The organism is Proteiniphilum sp. X52, from assembly GCF_003712195.1.
Classification (GTDB): domain Bacteria; phylum Bacteroidota; class Bacteroidia; order Bacteroidales; family Dysgonomonadaceae; genus Proteiniphilum.
In genome coordinates this window covers 42,288-61,614 of record NZ_RDSD01000025.1, presented here as the reverse complement: position 1 = coordinate 61,614, position 19,327 = coordinate 42,288, and the positions used below count along the sequence as shown (strand labels likewise).

Sequence of the window (19,327 nt, the reverse complement as noted above, 5' to 3'; positions counted from 1 at the left end):
AAACGGATATTTATCGAATCAAACTATGAATTGGTCGAATGGGAGATTTTCTATTCATCGGGGATAAAGATCCATCATGAGACCATTGATATCAGTATAAACAGAGACTCCTATTCGTCAATCCATCTTCCGAAAGGAGTTTATATAGTGCGGGTTAAAACCGTTGATGGGACTGTCTCTGTAAAAAAAGTATTGGTGAGCTAATCACCTATCTTCCCATTCCATAGAGATCTCTCCTTCTATTGCGGAAACAGTTTCCGGTTCATCCGGCAATTTGGTCTCTCCTGCTTTTTTCTCAATCTGACCTCTCAGGTAAGACGAAACAATATTACCTCCTGCCGCTGTTTCGGCACGACTGTAGTCACCCTTTCCGGATTCCGGCTCCTGAGGGGAAGGCACTACTTTCTTCCCGACAATCAACCGGTCTCCGATGCCGATGCGGGAAGAGCTCAATCCATTCCATGATTGAAGCTGTGCCACCTGGATACCGTTTTTCCGCGCGATATCACCCAATGTATCACCTTTTCTGACCCGATAATACTGATTGACTGTCCGGGTTTCCCCATCGCGATTGTCAGTAACAGCTTGCGCCAACTGTTTCTCCGTCGTCGCCTGGGGTAGCACTACTTTTTTGCCCACGATCAACTGTTTCCCAATATTGAGCTTGTTGGAGCTAAGCCCGTTCCAGGATTTGAGCAAGGCAACGGTCGTACCATTGCGTCTGGCAATGGCGGAAAGATTATCCCCTTTTTTTACCCGATAATAGACATTGGTTGTATTTCCCGATACCGATGAAACCGAACCATCCAGAAAACCGTCGGTATTAGCCCTGTGCGTAAAATACCGCTCCTTATCATAATTAATAATGGTGTCGTTTTTATCGATAAACGCATACATCTTTTCCGTTGGCAGCACCAACGCATGCGCTCTAAAATCACCCGGTATCACATCCCGTTTGAATTGGGGGTTCAACCGCTGTAACTCGCCCACTGGGATATCCAGCACTCTTGCAATTTGCTCCAGATGTATCCTCTCATTCACCTGTACTGTATCGAGCGCGGCTGTCAGGGATGAAGAGTGTGCAGGGCAGATGTTATGATCTGCATAGTAATTCATAATATAGTTGGCAGCGACAAAGGCGGGTACATATCCTCTTGTTTCCCGCGGCAGACGATAGTAGATTTCCCAATAGTCGCGTTTGCCTCCGCTCCGGGCAATCGCCTTGTTCACATTCCCCGGCCCGCAGTTATAGGCCGCGATTACTAAATTCCAGTCCCCATAAATAGCATACAGATCTTTCAGGTAACGCGCGGCAGCATCGGTGGACTTATAAGGATCGCGCCTTTCATCCACGAGGCTGTTTACCTCCAATCCGTAACCTTTACCCGTACGCAGCATAAACTGCCATAACCCCGTGGCCCCGGCACGGGACACAGCCACAGGATTGAGCGCTGATTCAATTACAGGAAGATATTTTAGCTCCAACGGAAGTCCATGTCTGTCCAACGCTTGCTCAAACATCGGAAAGTAGTAGTCGCCCAGTGCCAGCATATAACTCACCTGCTCTCTTTTTCGTACGGCATACATCTCTATGTAATTCTTCACCACACTATTGAACGAGAGCTCCATCTCCGAAGGTAGATTATGAAGTTTTTTAATATAGACTGAGTCATGAAAGACCACATTGTGTCCCCTTTTACAATCAATCTCCGCATTCGACAGGTCGAGTTGCCAATTCCGTAACAGGTCACTCAGTTTTTCCGTCATACTCTCCGGATAAACAATTGCATTATCTTGAATGGTATCCGCAACGGTAGACACAGCCTCCGGCGCATTTTCCGGCAGGGTATTCTGGGCTGTAAGCCCCGCTACGAGCCATACAGTTATCAATCCAATAAAAATAGTCCTCTTCATACCAATAAATAGCCCATCCGGGAGGGATGAACCTTGTTCCTTAATTGTTAAAAATTAAAACTCAATTGTACTCCGTAGGAGGAGGTTCCAAAGCTATGAGCCCTTTCTTCCCTGATGATAACAGGGGTCATACGCATGGATAAATCGGGACTCATGTCAAAATCAAACAACTGCGCATCCACATACGCATCTACAATAGCAGCCAGATAAACAGCCACCGTGCCGATAATACTCAAATCCCTGTAGTAACGATAGTGATCCTTCCTTTGCTGCAATACGTTCGTGAACCACTGAGTATCTATTGACTCCGGATTATCCCTGTAGGCGTAGGGCAGCATATTGTGCCAGCGGATGGTTTCGGGATTATCATCCATAATATCCTGATATGCGCCTAAATAGTCGCGATAGTAACCGTTATTCCAGGTAATAGCATACGTCAAACCCACGAAACCTCCGTACAAGACAGGTAATTTCCAGTATTTACGGTTATAAATCTGTCCCAAACCCGGAAAGAGAGCCGAATAGATAACCGCTTTCCGTGGAGAAGGGCTAAACATATGGGACGGTGCGAAAAATTTATCGGAAGTTATTTCAATGAGCGGGCTGCCTGCTTTTGCCCGGACGGAATCCTGTTTTCCTGCCACCTCCTTTCCATTTTTGAGATCCACGGAAACGGAGTCAGGTATCGGTGGGAGAAGCGAATCTCCAACTAACACGGGAACACTGTCCTGGGGCTGTTCTCGCGAATGATCCTGCGCCTGGACATCCACTGCGCAAAAAAGGATCGACAAACAAGTAAGGATTCCAGCCACATTCATCATCAGCAATTATTTTTGCATTTTATCAAACATGACGATAATACGTTCCAGGTCTTCCGGGGAATCGAAAGGGATTGTAATCTTACCCTTGCCACGTTTGTTATAACTGAACTGCACATCGGCTTGGAAATAGGCAGAAAGATGTTGTTTTAAAGCATCAAAATCGTCTGGCGATTGTTGTCTCGGGGTTGATTTCCCGGTTTTGGGCTTAGGGCTACCGCCATCTTTTAGTGGCTGGGCAAACCTTCCTTCGTCATAATCTTTCACCATTGACTCCACTTTCCGCACCGACAGCCCTTCCTCAAGGATCAGGTTGTAGAGGGAAAGTTGGGCCACCGGATCGTTCATGGTGATCAATGCACGGGCATGCCCCATGTCAATTTTTTTGTTTTTCACTCCCATCTGCACTTCCGCCGGAAGCTTCAACAGGCGCAGGTAATTGGCGACAGTCGCGCGCTTCTTGCCCACTCTTTCGCTCAACTGTTCCTGTGTCAGGGAAAGGGCATCGATGAGATTCTGGTATGCCAGGGCGATTTCTATGGAGTTGAGATCCTCACGCTGAATATTCTCAATCAGCGCCATTTCCATCATCTCATCATTGTCAGCCGTTTTAATATAAGCCGGGATGGTAGACAATCCCGCCATCTGAGAGGCGCGGTAACGACGCTCTCCGGCAATAATCTGGTAAGTGTCGTCTTCCAGCTTCCTTAATGTGACAGGTTGGATAACACCAATCGATTTAATGGAAGCGGACAACTCCCTCAAACCCTCTTCATCGAATGCCCTACGTGGTTGGTCAGGGTTGGGGACAATCTTATCGAGTTCCACCTCACTAATGGAAGAAGAGCCTTGTGTCTCACCGTCGTTGAAGGTGATCAGCGCATCCAATCCTCGTCCTAATGCATTCTTTTTCGCCATAGTCTATACCATAAAGGGTACAAAGTTAGTGAACATTTTCGTTAAGCAAGAGCAGAACAAATTTATTTGTTTTGCCGAGCGCAGAAAATGTCTAATGTAATTGAACATTTTCGTTAAGCAAGAGCAGAACAAATTTATTTGTTTTGCCGAGCACGGAAAATGTCTAATGTAATTGAACATTTTCGTTAAGCAAGAGCAGCACAAATTTATTTGTTTCGCCGAGCACGGAAAAATGCCTCAAGTAATTGAACTTTTTCGTTAAGTCAAATGCGGACAAGACAGGTAAACTTGTCTTTTGGCATGACGAGAAAAAGTGAAGATTTCAATTTTTTTCGATCAACTCTTGTGCCAGCTGTATGTGATTTGTCGCCCCGCGTGAACCGGCATCGTACATAAGCGCCGGCTTGGCATGGCTCTGTGATTCGCTGAGTGTGATATTGCGCTGAATAACTGTGGTGAACACCAACTCTTTGAAATGATGTTTCACTTCTTCATATATCTGATTATGAAGACGCAGGCGGGAGTCATACATGGTGAGCACGAAACCCTCTATTTCAAGCTTGGTGTTCAGTTTCGATTTGATGATCTTTATCGTATTCAGCAGTTTACTCAACCCTTCAAGGGCGAAATATTCGCATTGTACGGGTATCAATACCGAATCGGCGGCAGTAAGCGCATTGACCGTGATGATACCTAATGAAGGCGAGCAATCGATCAGGATAAAATCATACTGCCCTCTTATGGGATACAAAAGATCCCTGAGCCTTTTCTCCCTGTTCTCCATCTGCACCATCTCCAATTCCGCGCCTACCAGATTGATATGGGACGAGATAATATCGATATTTTCAAATGGAGTATGTTGCACCGCCTCCGCGGGGGCACATTTACCGATCAACCCTTCATAAATAGTATTTGCCGCTTTTTTAATATCAATACCCAAACCGGAGGAGGCGTTAGCCTGCGGGTCGGCATCCACCACCAACACCTTTTTTTCCAATGCGGCAAGTGATGCCGCAAGGTTAATCGTGGTTGTGGTCTTGCCCACCCCTCCCTTCTGATTTGCCAGAGCGATGATTCTTCCCATATTATTCCGTTTTCGGGCAACAAAATAAGTAATAAATCAGTTAACTCTGTGTTAATTATTTAAAACATTGTTTTTTTTGTTGATAAAAAGGGGAAATCAAGACAATCCACACAGGAAACCGCGTGTCTATTCCCATATGAAATCGATATCTTTTTGGTATTTACCCAACAGGTTATCTTTCTGGAAGAAAAACTCTTCTTCCCCGAAAGCCGGCTTGAGTTCATCGAACCAGGTCGCCTTTTTATCGTATCGGGCAAAGAAAGGGATATCCACTAAATGGGGATTACGGCACTGAAGGAAGCGAAGCACAAACACCTTCTCCCCTCTCACTTGCGTAACACCCAACACCTGTATTTTTCCGGGATTAGCGCTCATGCTGGGGCCGCGGACAGTCCGACAGATACCGCTCACATTCCGATAAGCCTTCCTGAAAACATTCCATGCTTTTTCAAGCGGCACTTCGAAAAAAGTTTTGGAACCTGTGTCGCGCGCGACAAACATATAATAAGGGATCAGTCCCTGCCTGACCTGCTCTTTCCACATGTTTGCCCACACCTTCGGATCATCGTTAATATGACGCAACAAAGGGGATTGGGTCCGGATCTGCGCACCGGTATTAAGTATCCTCGCAATAGCCTGTTTCACCGCATCGGTAGAGAGCTCTACCGGATGATTGAAATGTCCCTGAAAAGCAAGGTGCTTTCCGGCTTTCTTCACCTTCTCGAACAAGCGTAACATGTCATCGGCATCTTTGTCTGTCAGGAACCGGTAAGGCCAGTAAGCCAGCGTCTTAGATCCTATACGGATATTACGGATATGTGAAAATTCCTTTGTCAGTAGCGGTTCGATATAGGCCGACAGGATACTTGCTTTGGCCGTAAGCGGATCGCCCCCTGTAAAAAGCACATCCGACACCTTGGGATGCTTCAACAGATATTTATGGAGCAGATCTGCCTCTTTCATAGCAAATTTCAGCTCGTTCATGCCGGAGAACTGCGGCCAGCGGAAACAGAAAGTACAATAAGCGTGGCATGTCTGCCCCTGACTGGGGAAGAAGAGTACCGTCTCGCGGTATTTATGCTGCATGCCGTGTAGTTTTATCCCATCCACCATCGGCACATTATGTTCCTGTCCCGCCGGATTGGGATTCAGCTTCATCCTGATATCATACACTTTCTGCTTCAATCCTGCCTCATCATTTGCGTCGATCAATTTTTTCACCTGCGCGTAATGGGTTTTCGCCAGCATCTCTTCCCGGGGAAAAGTGAGCGTGAAGATAGGATCTTCCGGCACATTGCCCCAGTCGATCAACTCTTCCACCACATAGTTGTTCGCCTTGAAAGGCAGTACCCTTCCCACCACTCCAATGGCCTCCCGCTCCTGATCGGAGAGGGCACTCAGTTGGGGCAGGTCATTATAGTTACGCAAAATGAAATTTCTATACTTTTTATTCTCCATATCCATTGAATTATGTTTTATTTGGTGAAACACAGGAAGCGCACAAGCACCCGAGTACCGGGAAATGAGGGTTTAGATCACAGTTCAAGATAAACAAAAATAAGACAAAAGTATCAAAAAGACAACCGAATTAATACATTTTTGTATTTTTTGGCGAAATAAAAAATCAGTTTGCCTATTTTTGAAGAAAAAGCAATATTTATCATCAAAGTATCGCGGTAAATACAAATATAATGATTAATTTTGCAGCCTGATGAAAATATATTTTTCACATACACACTACCCCAAAGCAACCGTTTTAGTCCGACGATGCTTTTGACCTATACGGAGACCCCGGTTTCCGTGCCATTCCCCCTTTTATCTTTTTTCGCCTTCGGGCATCACTCTGCCAACAACCCATTAATTTTTTATTGTTTTAGGATGAATGTTATTATTCATATAGCCAATAGCGGCTACGTAGGTTATGCGCAAGAGATTTGCGATTTGATTTACGAGTCGGCGCAAGCACGCGGTACCGGTATTGCCAAGCGCAGCGCCGAGTATATTGCTGAAAAGATCGAGGCCGGCAAAGCGGTAATCGCCCTCGATGGCGATAAACTCGTGGGCTTTGCCTATATTGAAACTTTCAGCCACAAACGTTTTGTGGCTAACTCGGGACTGGTGGTACATCCCGATTACCGCAACCAGGGACTAGCAAAGAAAATCAAACGAAGAATATTCGATCTCTCCCGCAAACTCTACCCCAACGCCAAGATATTCAGCATCACTACGGGTCTGGCCGTGATGAAAATGAACACGGAACTGGGATTTAAGCCGGTCACTTTTTCAGAACTGACGGACGATGAAGAGTTCTGGAAAGGATGCCAGGGATGCCGGAATTTGGATATCCTGCAACGTAACAACTACAAGATGTGCTTGTGTACAGGGTTGCTTTACGACCCCAAAGCCCATCCGGCACAGCAGGCCAGCCCCTTCGCCAAGAAGGTGGTCAAACCGGTCATCAAAATAAAGAAAACCAACAAATTGCATAAAAAATGAAGAAAAAAGTAGTATTAGCATTTAGTGGCGGCCTCGATACTTCCTTTTGTGTACCTTGGCTGATCAATGAGAAAGGACTGGAAGTACACACCGTGATTGTGAATACCGGTGGCTTTTCGGATGAAGAAGCAAAATCGATTGGAGAACGAGCCCTGAAACTGGGCGCTACCACGCACACCTGTATCAATGCTGTGGAGGATTATTATGAGAAAGGTATCAGATACCTGATCTATGGCAACATATTAAAGAACAACACCTATCCGTTGTCAGTCAGTTCCGAGCGTTTCTTTCAGGCAATGGCCGTCCTGGATCATGTAAAGAAACTAGGCGCTGATTTCGTGGCGCACGGAAGTACCGGTGCCGGAAACGACCAGGTACGTTTCGATCTTGTATTCGAAGTGCTGGCGCCGGAGGTGCAAATCCTCGCGCCAATCCGCGAACTAAGCCTTTCCCGACAGCAGGAGATCGACTACCTGAAAGGGAAAGGGTTCGACTTCTCGTGGGAGAAATCGAAATATTCCATCAACCAAGGTATCTGGGGTACCAGCGTGGGAGGTGTGGAGACGTTGAAATCATCGGGTGTCCTCCCCGAAGAGGCGTATCCGTCGCAGGTGACCGACTGGGGTACTGAGCGGATCACCCTGGGATTTGAAAAAGGCGAACCGGTCTCACTCAACGGCGAAAAGATGCCACCCGTGACACTGATCCACAGGTTGCACAAGATCGCCTCTAAATACGGTATCGGCCGTGATGTCCACGTAGGGGATACTATCATCGGCACCAAAGGACGTGTGGCTTTTGAGGCGCCTGCCCCACTGATCATCGTCAAGGCGCATCATCTGTTGGAAAAACATGTACTCACCAAACAGCAACTCTACTGGAAAGACCAGCTCTCCAACTGGTACGGACAACTCATGCACGAAGCACAATATCTGGAGCCCGTGATGCGCAATATCGAAACTTTCCTCGACGACACCCAGCAGTTTGTGACCGGCGAGGTGGAAATAGAATTGCGTCCCTACCATTTTGCGGTATTGGGATGTTCCAGCGAATACGACCTGATGAACGCTAAATTCGGCGAATACGGGGAGACCAACAAATCGTTCTCCGGACAGGATGTGGTAGGATTCACAAAAGTGATCGCCAACCCGTTGAAAATTTATTACACCATTCACGACAATGATTAACGTAAGTATAGCTGGCGGAACCGGCTACACGGCAGGCGAACTGCTTCGTATCCTGGTCCGCCACCCTGAAGTCAATATTGAAACGGTCATCAGCACCACCTCGGTGGGCATGCCCGTGGCGGAGATGCACCGTGACCTGTTGGGAGAGACCGAGCTGGTCTTTAGCGACACTTTCCGTCAACCCGACGTGCTTTTCCTTTGCCTGGGACACGGACTCTCACGCGCGTTTCTAAATGACAACGATGTTCCTCCCTCATGCAAGATCATCGATCTTGGAAATGATTTCCGCAATGATCCGGTATTTAACGGCAGGAATTTTGTGTTCGGACTGTGCGAACAAAATCGAGAACAGATCCGCACGGCAGACAGCGTAGCCAATCCAGGCTGTTTTGCCACGACCATCATGCTGGCGCTATTGCCGCTGGCATCCCGGAATCTCTTGACAGACGAAATACATATACACGCCATCACAGGTTCCACGGGTGCCGGGAAACGGCCGGCCGACACAACTCACTTCAGTTATCGCGACAATAATATCTCCGTATATAAGCCATTCACACATCAGCATCTGGAAGAGATCGTCCACACATTGACGAGTGCGGGTAACAGCGACCTACCGCGGATCAACTTCGTGCCAATGCGGGGCGATTTCACCCGTGGTATTTTTGCCAGTGTCTATACAAAGTGGAATGAGGCAATGCCCGAAGCTGCCGTGGTCGATCTTTACGAAGAGTATTACCGGTCGTCCCCGTTCGTCTTTGTCTCGCAACACCCCATCAGCCTGAAAGAGGTGGTAAACACCAACAAAGGATTATTGCATATCGAGTTTCATAACGGCTATATCCACATTACCTCGATTACCGATAACCTCATAAAAGGCGCGTCAGGACAGGCAGTACAAAATATGAACCTGATGTTCGGACTGGATGAAACGACAGGGCTGAAACTGAAAGGAAGCGCTTTTTGACAATGTGGGAAGGAGGGAAAGTGGGAAAGTGGAAAGGTCGAAAGGTGGAAAGGTCGAAAAATGGGAAGGTCGAAAAGTGATTACGCAGCATCCCAAATCAAACTTCCCGAATTCTTTCTTCACTTTTCATTCTTCATTTTTCACTTTTCATTCTTAATTTTTAATTCTTCATTCTTAATTTTTAATTCTTAATTTTTAATTCTTCACTTCATTAGATGAATCTATTCGACGTATATAGTTTATGGGAGATTGAACCGATACGGGCACAGGGTTGCCATGTATGGGACAGTGAAGGGACGAAGTATCTCGACCTTTACGGCGGACATGCGGTAATCTCCATCGGACACTCTCATCCCCATTATGTAAAAGCGGTGCAAGACCAAATAGAGAAGATCGGCTTCTACTCCAACTCGGTACAAAATTCCTTACAGCAGGAACTGGCCGATAAACTGGCAGAACAATCGGGTTATGCCGACTATTCGCTTTTTCTCTGCAACTCCGGCGCCGAAGCCAATGAAAACGCATTGAAGCTGGCATCGTTCCATACCGGAAAAAAACGTGTGATCGCGTTCCATGGGGCTTTCCACGGACGCACCTCCGGTGCGGTCGCCGTCACGGAGAATCCGGCCATTCAAGCGCCTTTCAACACAGGGCATGAGGTCACCTTTGTGCCACTCAATGATATGGAAGCAGTGAAAGCTGAAATCCTGAAAGGTGATGTGGCGGCAGTTATTATCGAAGGCATACTCGGTGTTGCCGGTATTTTTACTCCGGAAACTTCATTCTTGCAACAACTGGCGCTTCTCTGCAGCCAAAACAACGTTATATTGATCCTCGACGAGATACAATCGGGTTACGGCCGCAGTGGACAATTCTTTGCCCATCAATCCGCCGGCATACGGCCCGACTTGATTACGATGGCCAAAGGGATGGGTAACGGTTTTCCGATCGGAGGTTTACTCATCTCACCCCAATTCGAAGCAAAAAAGGGAATCCTCGGGACCACTTTCGGAGGCAATCATTTGGCTTGTGCTGCCGCCATCGCAGTTCTCGATGTATTGAAAGCGGAGTCGCTGGTGGAAAATGCGGCGTATATGGGTGATTATCTGAAACAGGAGCTATCGGAAATAAACGGTATCGCGGAGATCCGCGGACGGGGATTGATGCTCGGTGTCGAATTCCTTCCGGAATGTGGAGCCGTTCGCGACCGGCTTCTTTATGAAAGCCATATTTTCACCGGCGGGGCAAAGAACAACGTGATGCGTCTGTTACCTTCACTTTCGATATCAAAAGCAGAAATCGACACTTTTATTACTGAACTAAAAGATAAATTGATATGAGAAACTTCACTTCCGTGCATGACATCGGAGACTTGAAAAGTGCACTTGCAAAGGCAAAACAGGTCAAAGAGAACCCCTTTGCAGACCAGGAACTGGGTAAAAATAAAACCTTGTTGATGATCTTCTTCAATTCAAGCCTGCGTACCCGCCTGAGCACCCAGAAAGCGGCATTGAACCTCGGCATGAACGTGATTGTACTCGATATCAATCAAGGCGCCTGGAAGTTAGAGACCGAAAAAGGAGTCATTATGGATGGAGATAAACCGGAACATATCCTGGAAGCGATTCCCGTGATGGGCTCCTACTGCGATGTGATCGGGGTACGCTCTTTTGCCCAGTTCGAAAACAAGGCGTATGATTATAATGAAGTCATACTGAATCAGTTTATACGATATTCGGGTAAACCGGTCTTCAGCATGGAGGCAGCCACACGCCATCCATTGCAAAGTTTTGCCGACCTGATCACTATGGAAGAGTATAAAAAAACAGAGAAGCCGAAGGTAGTGCTCACCTGGGCACCCCATCCGCGCGCGTTACCCCAGGCGGTTCCCAACTCATTTGCCGAGTGGATGAACGCTGCCGGCTATGAATTCGTGATCACCCATCCCGAAGGATATGAACTGGACGACGAGTTTGTCGGGAATGCCGTAGTGGAATATGATAAAGAGAAAGCCTACAAAGGAGCCGACTTTATTTATGCCAAAAACTGGGCGGCATACCAGGATCCGAACTACGGAAAAATCTTAAGCACCGACCGCGCATGGACTGTAGACACCGAAAAAATGGCCCTGACTCATAACGCTTATTTCATGCATTGCCTGCCGGTACGCCGCAACATGATCGTCAGCGACGAGGTGATCGAAAGCCCGCGATCGATTGTGATCCCGGAAGCGGCTAACCGTGTGGTTTCAGCACAAGTGGTGCTGAAAGAGATATTACTGGGATTGTAAAAAAGTGGGAAAGTGGGAAAGTGGGAAAGTGGGAAAACGAAAACCGACTCATCAACCTTCTTCAATCCCATCCAATCTGAATCAACCTATATCAACATGACAGAGAGCAAAAAAGCGGCCCTTTCAATTGTAAAGATCGGGGGCAATATAGTAGATAATCCGGAAGCACTGGAACCCTTCCTGAATGACTTTCATCAACTCGAAGGGCATAAACTCTTGGTACACGGCGGCGGGGTGATGGCTTCCAAGATGGCAAAACAACTTGGGATCGAGACCAAAATGATAGATGGCCGCCGCATCACCGACGAAGAAACGCTGAAATTGGTTACCATGGTATATGCGGGATGGGGAAACAAAAACATAGTGGCGTTACTCCAAAAAACAGGATGCAATGCCCTCGGGCTCTCAGGTGCCGACGCCAATACCATTCCGGCAACACGTCGCTCTCCCGTACCGGTCGATTTTGGTTTTGCCGGCGATCCTGATCCGGATAAAACCAACACGGCTTTTATCTCTCAACTGATAGAGAGCGGCATCACCCCGGTGTTTTGTGCCATCACGCACGACGGTGGCGGTTCATTGCTGAACACCAACGCCGATACCATCGCCTATACATTAGCAACGGCACTTTCGGGAAAGTATCTTGTCTCGATCTATTACTGCTTCGAGAAAGAAGGGGTAATGATGGATGTGAACGATCCGGCCAGTATGATTCCGAGGATGACCAGGGAAGAGTATGAAAGATACAAACAAAAGGGCATTATCGTCGAGGGCATGATCCCAAAACTTGACAATTCTTTCAGGGCCATGGAGAATGGGGTGTCGAAAGTGGTGGTTTTACATGCGAAAAACTTATTATCCGGAAAAGGGACGGTGTTAGGCTGATGTGAAGAGTGAAGAGTGAAGAGTGAAGAATGAAGAATGAAGAATGAAGAGTGAAGAATGAAGAATGAAGAATTGAATTTGTAATTGGTAATTGGTAATTGGTAATTGGTAATTTCTTATGGATATTTTCACACAAAACGCGGTTGAACTGCTAAGGAAACTGGTTTCTATCCGATCATTTTCCGGAGAGGAGGATTTGCGGAGCAATTTTCTGACGGAATATTTCAATGAAAAAGGGATTTCCACAGAGCGTGTCGGCAATAACCTGATTGTCCGTCAACCCCGTCACGACGAGTCGAAACCAACGCTGATGTTAAACTCGCATCTCGATACTGTCCAACCCAACGCCGGATACACCTTCGATCCATTCACCCCACCCCACACCCATTCACATGTTTACGGACTGGGGAGTAATGATGCGGGAGCCAGTGTGGTTACTCTGTTGCAGACATTCCTATATTTCTACGAAAAGGAACTACCTGTTAATCTCTTGTTGGCTTTGTCCGCGGAAGAGGAAAACTCCGGTCGGAATGGAATGACGTTGCTTTGGCGGAAACTCTCCGACGAAGTGGATATGGCCATTATCGGTGAACCGACCGGCATGAGGGCTGCCATAGCCGAAAGAGGATTGCTGGTGATCGACGGGGAGGCGAAGGGGATGAGCGGTCATGCCGCCCGTGACGAGGGAGTAAACGCACTTTATATCGCACTGGACGATATTGCCGTCCTGAGAGCGATGAGGTTCGACAAGATATCACCCACGATGGGAGAGGTGAAACTGACCGTCACGCAGATCAATGCCGGCACACAACATAATGTGGTTCCTGACCGGTGCAGTTTTGTGGTGGATATCCGACCCACAGAAATGTACACCAACAGCGAGATCATGGAGATACTCCAACCGAAAGTGAAAAGCGGACTGAAAGCACGCTCGCTTACCAATCGGAGCTCAGCCACACCGGCTGATCACCTGTTACTGCGATGCGTGCGACAACTCGGCATTGAAAGCTATACCTCCCCAACCACGTCGGACTGGATGAGGGTCACCTGCCCTGCCCTGAAAATGGGGCCTGGGGAATCAGCGCGCTCCCACCGCCCCGATGAGTTCGTATTGACAGAGGAACTCAAACAGGGTATCGAAGGATATATCCGTTTGATAAACAATTTAATGAAGTGACAAAACATAAAAAGACATGGCAAAAATATGGGATAAAGGCTTTGATGCCAATCAGAGAGTGGCAGATTTTACCGTAGGAAACGACCGTGAACTCGACCTGCGTTTGGCAAAACATGATATCCTGGGCTCGATGGCGCACATCAAAATGCTGGTGAAAATCGGCCTTCTGCAGGCGGAAGAGGAGACCGTACTACGAACCGAACTGCAATATATCCTGACAGAGGTGGAACAGGGAAATTTCAAGCTCGACAACGATGCCGAAGACATCCACTCGCAAATAGAAGCGATGCTGACCGAGAGGCTGGGAGAAATGGGCAAAAAGATCCATTCGGGCCGTTCCCGTAACGACCAGGTATTGGTCGATATCAAGCTTTATCTCAGAGAGGAAATCCGGCAGATCAAGGAGGAGGTGATTCAACTGTTCAATTTGCTGCAGTCACTCAGCGAACAACATAGAGAGGTATTGTTGCCCGGTTACACGCACGGACAGATAGCCATGCCCTCTTCTTTCGGGTTGTGGTTCGGCGCCTATGCCGAAGCGTTGGTAGACGACATGCATACGCTGGCGGCAGCATGGCAGGTAGCCGATCAGAATCCATTGGGTTCCGCCGCCGGTTATGGCAGTTCTTTCCCTTTGGATCGTGAGATGACCACCCGCGAACTGGGATTCGCGACGATGAGCTACAACGTGGTTGCCGCCCAGATGGGACGTGGCAAGACTGAACGGATCCTGGCCCAAAGCATGTCGAATATTGCTTCCACACTCAACAAGCTGGCCGCGGATAACTGCATGTACCTTTCAGGGAATTACGGATTTATCTCTTATCCCGACGAACTGACCACAGGATCGAGCATCATGCCACACAAAAAGAATCCCGACGTGTGGGAACTGATCCGGGGGCACAGTAACCGACTGCAGAGCCTGCCCAATGAAATGGCATTGATGACCACCAATATGCCGCACGGCTATCATCGTGACTACCAGTTGCTGAAGGAAGTGCTCTTCCCGGCCTCGGAAACCCTTCACCGGCTTTTACAGATGACATGTTTCATGCTGGAAAATATTTCGGTTAACAAAGAGATTCTCTCCGACCCTCGGTATGAATACCTCTTTACCGTGGAAGAGGTGAACCACCGTGTATTACAGGGTATCCCGTTCAGAGAAGCTTATCAGCAGGTAGGCAAGGAAGTTCAGGCCGGTTCTTTCCGTGCCCCGAAAGAAATACACCACACCCACGCCGGCAGCATCGGCAATCTTTGTACGGAAGAGATCAGAAAGAAGATGGAGAGAGCTTCAGAGCCTATCAGGTAACAAAAACTTTTTATCAAAATATTTTCTCAATATTAATCTTTTCACTAATTTCGCAAAATTAAATTGAAAGCCTTGAGACCATAGTTTGTACATCTTGGATCTCCCGACATGTTTAAAATATTCATTACACACCCGAAGGGAATGATTATTTTGAACATCGAAGGTTCCATATACCGAAATGAAAAATAAAATAGTCATATGAAAAAAATAATTATCTTTTTATTTGTCTTAAATATCAACGTCCTACTCAGTCAAGAGAAGATAGATTTTGATGAATTTTTATCTAAATTCGAAATAATTCAGGCAGACACGATCAGTAAAGCAGATGTATGGTGTCCAAGACTTCATATTAACAAAGAGTCCGTCATATCATTCGTTACAACGGAAAATGACTGTAAGTGTGAGGAAGGGATGTTGTGGTTTCGGTACGAAAAAAAATAGAGTTTGGTAAATATTTTATTGCATTTATAAGAGTTACGATTCGTGTGAATCAATAAAACAGATCAAGATGAAAAAATTAACAAGAAAAAGTTTGGATGAATTGGCAATTAAAATGCCGATTTTAGATGAAATCCAACAAAAAACATTTGTGGGTGGAGGAGAAGGGTCTCAATATAATCCTTACACCGTGGCTGAATTTGATGCCATGTGTGCAAGTGGAAGTTGGAATGGAGGGTATGTAGAGGGTTGGGGATATACTTTCCCGGACATAACCGTTAGTGGATCATATGGTGGGAGTGGATCATATGGTGGGAGTGGATCATATGGTGGGAGTGGATCATATGGCTACAATTATACAACAATACAATCAGATAATTTTTATGGTTATGATAGTTCAGACCCTCAGGGTTGTTATCGGAGGTGTCAGGAAATGTTAACCGCAGGAGGAGGGACATTGAGTGGTGAAAGAATAGCGATGACAGAGGTAGGAGAAGACGGCGTCGCAGGTGCAGCGACAACAAATGCAGCAAATGGTATCAGTGCAATTGATGCTGCATTAAGGGCGGGACAACCTATTATTGTGGGAGTTGATTATAAGTCAGGTAGTCCCAACTCAGATAATATGACTGATCATTTCATTATTATAACAGGAAGTACAACCACCCTAAATTCTGACGGCACAACTTCTACTATTTATAATTTCTATGACCCAGCGACCAATAATTCAACATATGGCACTTCTTCTAATAATACATTAAGCTTGAGTGACGGAAGACTTACAGGGAGTTTTCAAAAACCTAATGGAGATGTAAATAATTATACAGTAACCACTGTCCGAACCAACCAATAAAACAAATAAAATGAAAAAGATTATTGCATTTTTATGCGTGCTAAACACCACTATAGCTTTAGGGCAACAAATTGAATTGTTCGATAGTTACATGATCAATTTCAGAGAAATTCAGGCAGATACAGTCAGTAGAAATAATTTCATCTCCGGTAAGGAAATTTCCAAGGAATTGGTTCGGTGTTTTGTCCCCGATAAAGATGACTGTGAGTGTTCAAAAAAGGGAGTATGGTATAGATATGCGTCGAAGATGGAAAAAAGTGATTTTATTATCGCAATTATCTCCAAAGATTGCGATATAACAAAGGCAGGGTTTTATCCGTATAGTGATGACATACTCATGGTATACTCAAAAGAAGGAAAAATAATAGATTATGAAGTCGTTTCCCGAGAAGGAGATGCATGGCATTGCTATTATAGCGGAACATGGGAACCCCTTATGCTTCAAGTAGAACAGGCTTTCGTGGAGAATCGAAATATGAAATCCCAAGGAGCTCTCCCATGTTTTATCAATACATACCTTTATACGATGACCAGTAATGGAATGATAAAGAAAACAATTCTTTCGGAAAAGCAAGAAGGAGAAATTATAACTACAATAGATCAAGATGGACCAAAAAGATTGATTATTAAAAAACGAAAATAATAAATAATCGAATCAGAGAATTAAAAACAAATCAGGCACCCCCTCAGGCAACACATTAATCCTTAATCACAAGCCATTCCTTCCTGCGCAACAAATACAAAAAGAATAAACCGGCAGTTGCCGCCGTAAGGCGGTGTGCCGGCAAACCAATGGGCGAAGCCTGGCGCGACACCATCCTCACAAAGCCTTCTGACCCTATTGTTTATCGAAAATGTTGACATTTTGCCACTCCATGTGCGCTTTTTTTCGTACTTTTGCGGGAAATATTGGATATTCTGAAATCGTTCCCAAGGGGAATTAAGAACCAAAGCATACATCCACCATTAGTGAATTTAGCAAACAATGAACTTACTTGACAGTTTGATCGAAAGGGCAAAAGCGGACATACAACGGATCGTGTTGCCCGAAGGTACCGAAAAGCGAACTCTGACAGCAGCCGATCAACTGCTCCGTGATGGTCTGGCAGAAATAATACTGCTGGGAAATCCCGCGGAAATCAGGGAAATCGCAAAAGAATCAGGACTCTCCCATATCGGAAAAGCCCACATCATCAATCCAAAAGAGCATGCAAAGAAAGAGGCGTATGCCCACCTTCTTGTCGAATCACGTAAAAAGAAAGGGATGACATATGAGCAGGCCTCTCAATTAGTGGAAGATCCGCTATATCTGGCCTGTCTGATGATCAAAGCCGGAGATGCCGACGGTGAGATCGCCGGCGCGAAGAATACCACAGGCGACGTGCTCCGGCCCGCCTTGCAAATTATCAAGACCTCACCCGGAGTAACGGTTGTGTCGGGGGCGTTCATCATGTTCACACAAACCCCTCAATATGGGGAAAATGGGACATTGCTTTTTGCCGATTGCGCCGTAATGCCTGATCCTACCGCCGAAGAACTGGCATCTATCGCCGTCGCCTCGGCACAAACCATGAAAAGCCTGGTGGGCGTGGAACCCCGTGTGGCCATGCTCAGTTTCTCCACGAAAGGAAGCGCCGAACATGAGATGATCGACAAGGTACGAGAAGCAACCCGTGTGGCAAAGCAGATCGATCCGGAATTGCGGATTGACGGAGAGTTACAGGCAGACGCCGCACTTGTCCCCTCTGTGGGAACAAGTAAAGCGCCGCAAAGTACCATTGCCGGCAAAGCCAATGTACTGGTTTTCCCTACCCTCGAAGCGGGAAATATCGGTTACAAGCTGGTACAGCGACTGGGAAACGCGGAAGCTGTCGGACCGGTATTGCAAGGCATGGCTGCTCCGGTGAACGATCTTTCACGTGGCTGTTCTGTAGAAGACATTTACAACATGGTAGCCATTACGGCCAATCAGGCTATCGGATTAAAACAAAACAAATAGCCGCAGGATATGAGTGAAACAATCATAGAACCTATTGAGAATTATGGACTTACCATCTCCCCCGAGAGCAAGAATAAACCATTGTTCTCGAAGATAGGGGTAGTAGGTGCCGGGAAAGAGGGACGGACCATCATCAATATGGCTGCGACAGCCGGCATGGAGGTGGTCTTTTTGGATGAGTCGCAGGAACGAATCGACTTTGTCATAGGTGAATTGGGAAAGATCATGGATCAGAAGATCAGCAGTTGGGGATTGACGCCCTCAGAAAAAAAGATCATTATGAACCGTATCACCCCCACTCTTGTGTATGAGGATTTCAAAGGCTGCGACCTTGTCATAGAGTGTACACGGTATTCGGAAAGCGGTCGTCGTAGCACGCCCCTACGTAAGAATATCTTCAAAAGATTGGAAGAGATACTGGATGAAGATGCCATCATCGCCTCCAACGGATCCACCGTAATCATCAGTGAGCTGGCTGCCGATCTGGCTCATAAGGAGCGCTGCGTGAGCCTCTATTTCCCTGTGTCTCATCCCGATGCCCGCATCCTGGAGATCGTGAGCGGCATGTACACCTCGGAGGAGGTTTATCACAAGATGGAGATCTTCGCCAAATTGATCAAATACAAGCCTCACCGCATTAACGAAAGCAACGGGAACGTAAGCCTGCGGATGCTGGTAGTGATGATCAATGAGGCTTGCCAGATCCTGTTGGAAAGAGTCAGTTCCATAGAAAATATTGAAGAGACTTTCACCATCATTTACGGCCAACGCTACGGTATTTTCCGTATGGCCGATATTATCGGGATAGAACGCCTTGTCACCCTCATGGAGGCCATGTTCAACGATTTCGGGGCGAAGCATTATAAGCCCAATCCTATTTTATGGAAACTCTACCGTTCCAACCAACTGGGTGTGCGCACAGGAAAAGGGTTCTATATTTACGATAGTGACGGGAACCCGGTATCCATCAACAAAAACATAGTTTAATC

Annotated in this window: 18 protein-coding genes; 13 read left to right on the top strand and 5 right to left on the bottom strand. The window is 46.6% G+C overall.

Going from position 1 to position 19,327, the window contains the following annotated elements:
* On the top strand, window positions 1-204 hold a 204-nt coding region (locus tag D7D25_RS15385; RefSeq protein ID WP_148038954.1), incomplete at its 5' end, for a T9SS type A sorting domain-containing protein.
* Here D7D25_RS15385 and D7D25_RS15380 read toward each other — a convergent pair.
* The 5 genes from D7D25_RS15380 to D7D25_RS15360 all read right to left on the bottom strand — a co-directional run bounded on the left by D7D25_RS15380 (window position 205) and on the right by D7D25_RS15360 (window position 6,192).
* Window positions 205-1,914 carry a lytic transglycosylase domain-containing protein gene (locus tag D7D25_RS15380; protein WP_122969813.1) on the bottom strand — a complete coding sequence of 570 codons (1,710 nt, stop codon included), beginning with the start codon at window positions 1,912-1,914 and terminating at the stop codon, window positions 205-207.
* A 47-nt stretch (window positions 1,915-1,961) separates the two neighbouring features.
* A complete protein-coding gene (locus D7D25_RS15375) occupies window positions 1,962-2,735 on the bottom strand; it encodes a DUF5683 domain-containing protein (RefSeq protein ID WP_148038953.1) in 774 nt (257 codons plus the stop codon).
* Between the two features lie 6 nt (window positions 2,736-2,741).
* Entirely contained in the window at window positions 2,742-3,650 is a 909-nt protein-coding gene (locus D7D25_RS15370) for a ParB/RepB/Spo0J family partition protein (RefSeq protein ID WP_122969811.1), read from the bottom strand.
* 322 nt (window positions 3,651-3,972) lie between these two features.
* Window positions 3,973-4,734, bottom strand: coding sequence for a ParA family protein (locus tag D7D25_RS15365; protein ID WP_122969810.1), 762 nt, complete (start codon window positions 4,732-4,734; stop codon window positions 3,973-3,975).
* Between the two features lie 126 nt (window positions 4,735-4,860).
* Window positions 4,861-6,192: a KamA family radical SAM protein gene (locus D7D25_RS15360; protein ID WP_255417343.1), complete on the bottom strand. Its 1,332-nt coding sequence runs from the start codon at window positions 6,190-6,192 to the stop codon at window positions 4,861-4,863.
* Between the two features lie 420 nt (window positions 6,193-6,612).
* Between D7D25_RS15360 and D7D25_RS15350 the strand changes: the two genes are divergently transcribed.
* From D7D25_RS15350 to D7D25_RS15285, 12 genes are all read left to right on the top strand, one after another.
* Entirely contained in the window at window positions 6,613-7,230 is a 618-nt protein-coding gene (locus D7D25_RS15350; RefSeq protein ID WP_122969818.1) for a GNAT family N-acetyltransferase, read from the top strand.
* On the top strand, window positions 7,227-8,417 hold the full coding sequence (gene argG, locus D7D25_RS15345; protein ID WP_122969807.1) for an argininosuccinate synthase: 1,191 nt from the start codon (window positions 7,227-7,229) through the stop codon (window positions 8,415-8,417). The genes D7D25_RS15350 and argG overlap by 4 nt, the downstream gene beginning before the upstream one ends.
* On the top strand, window positions 8,410-9,384 hold the full coding sequence (gene argC / locus D7D25_RS15340; protein ID WP_122969806.1) for an N-acetyl-gamma-glutamyl-phosphate reductase: 975 nt from the start codon (window positions 8,410-8,412) through the stop codon (window positions 9,382-9,384). Before argG ends, argC begins: the two co-directional genes overlap by 8 nt.
* 215 nt (window positions 9,385-9,599) lie before the next feature.
* Window positions 9,600-10,724, top strand: coding sequence for an aspartate aminotransferase family protein (locus tag D7D25_RS15335; protein WP_122969805.1), 1,125 nt, complete (start codon window positions 9,600-9,602; stop codon window positions 10,722-10,724).
* The gene (locus tag D7D25_RS15330; protein WP_122969804.1) at window positions 10,721-11,674 is read left to right on the top strand and encodes an N-acetylornithine carbamoyltransferase; all 954 of its coding nucleotides are present in this window, start codon (window positions 10,721-10,723) and stop codon (window positions 11,672-11,674) included. The genes D7D25_RS15335 and D7D25_RS15330 overlap by 4 nt, the downstream gene beginning before the upstream one ends.
* A 96-nt stretch (window positions 11,675-11,770) precedes the next feature.
* Complete coding sequence (argB, locus tag D7D25_RS15325; protein WP_122969817.1) at window positions 11,771-12,559, top strand: acetylglutamate kinase; 789 nt, start codon at window positions 11,771-11,773, stop codon at window positions 12,557-12,559.
* Between the two features lie 118 nt (window positions 12,560-12,677).
* Entirely contained in the window at window positions 12,678-13,736 is a 1,059-nt protein-coding gene (locus tag D7D25_RS15320; protein ID WP_122969803.1) for a M20/M25/M40 family metallo-hydrolase, read from the top strand.
* Between the two features lie 16 nt (window positions 13,737-13,752).
* A complete protein-coding gene (argH, locus tag D7D25_RS15315) occupies window positions 13,753-15,048 on the top strand; it encodes an argininosuccinate lyase (RefSeq protein ID WP_122969802.1) in 1,296 nt (431 codons plus the stop codon).
* A gap of 508 nt (window positions 15,049-15,556) precedes the next feature.
* Entirely contained in the window at window positions 15,557-16,339 is a 783-nt protein-coding gene (locus D7D25_RS15300) for a hypothetical protein (RefSeq protein WP_122969799.1), read from the top strand.
* A gap of 10 nt (window positions 16,340-16,349) precedes the next feature.
* Window positions 16,350-16,982, top strand: a complete 633-nt coding sequence (locus D7D25_RS15295) for a hypothetical protein (protein WP_122969798.1) — start codon at window positions 16,350-16,352, stop codon at window positions 16,980-16,982.
* A gap of 342 nt (window positions 16,983-17,324) precedes the next feature.
* Window positions 17,325-18,338 carry a phosphate acetyltransferase gene (gene pta / locus D7D25_RS15290; protein ID WP_122969797.1) on the top strand — a complete coding sequence of 338 codons (1,014 nt, stop codon included), beginning with the start codon at window positions 17,325-17,327 and terminating at the stop codon, window positions 18,336-18,338.
* Between the two features lie 9 nt (window positions 18,339-18,347).
* Window positions 18,348-19,325, top strand: a complete 978-nt coding sequence (locus D7D25_RS15285) for a 3-hydroxyacyl-CoA dehydrogenase family protein (RefSeq protein ID WP_122969796.1) — start codon at window positions 18,348-18,350, stop codon at window positions 19,323-19,325.
* The last annotated feature ends 2 nt before the right edge of the window (window positions 19,326-19,327 follow it).